General features: G+C 76.3%; 1 pseudogene. It reads left to right on the top strand.

The annotated features are described in order from the left end of the window. Positions 1-308: pseudogene (locus tag B8460_RS19820) on the top strand (ligase-associated DNA damage response endonuclease PdeM); the annotation flags it as partial. Between the last annotated feature and the right edge of the window lie 13 nt (positions 309-321).

The following is a 321-nucleotide window of genomic DNA, read 5'->3' as shown; positions in this document are numbered from 1 at the left end:
CGGGCGCCGCCGGCGAGGTGTCCGGGCATTACCACCCGAAGGCGCTGGTGCCGGCGCGCGGGACGGCGGTCAGCCGGCCGTGCTTCGTCGCCGACGCGCGGCGGCTGGTGATGCCGGCCTTCGGCACCTACACGGGCGGGCTGGACGTCAGCGATCCGGCGATCGCGGGGCTGTTTCCGCGCGGCGGGCGGGCGTTCCTGCTGGGGCGCGACCGGCTGTACAGCTTTGCCCTGTCGGGTCTGGCCGGACGTGCCGGGGCGGCCGGGCGCGCCGCCATGGTTGCACCCGGCGCCGCGCCTCTCATTTGAGACGGATGGACGC

Origin of the sequence: Acidisphaera rubrifaciens HS-AP3 (genome assembly GCF_000964365.1) — a bacterium.
Taxonomy (GTDB): Bacteria; Pseudomonadota; Alphaproteobacteria; order Acetobacterales; family Acetobacteraceae; genus Acidisphaera; species Acidisphaera rubrifaciens.
The sequence above is the reverse complement of the archived record's forward strand: the minus strand, read 5'-3'. Positions and strand labels throughout refer to the sequence as shown.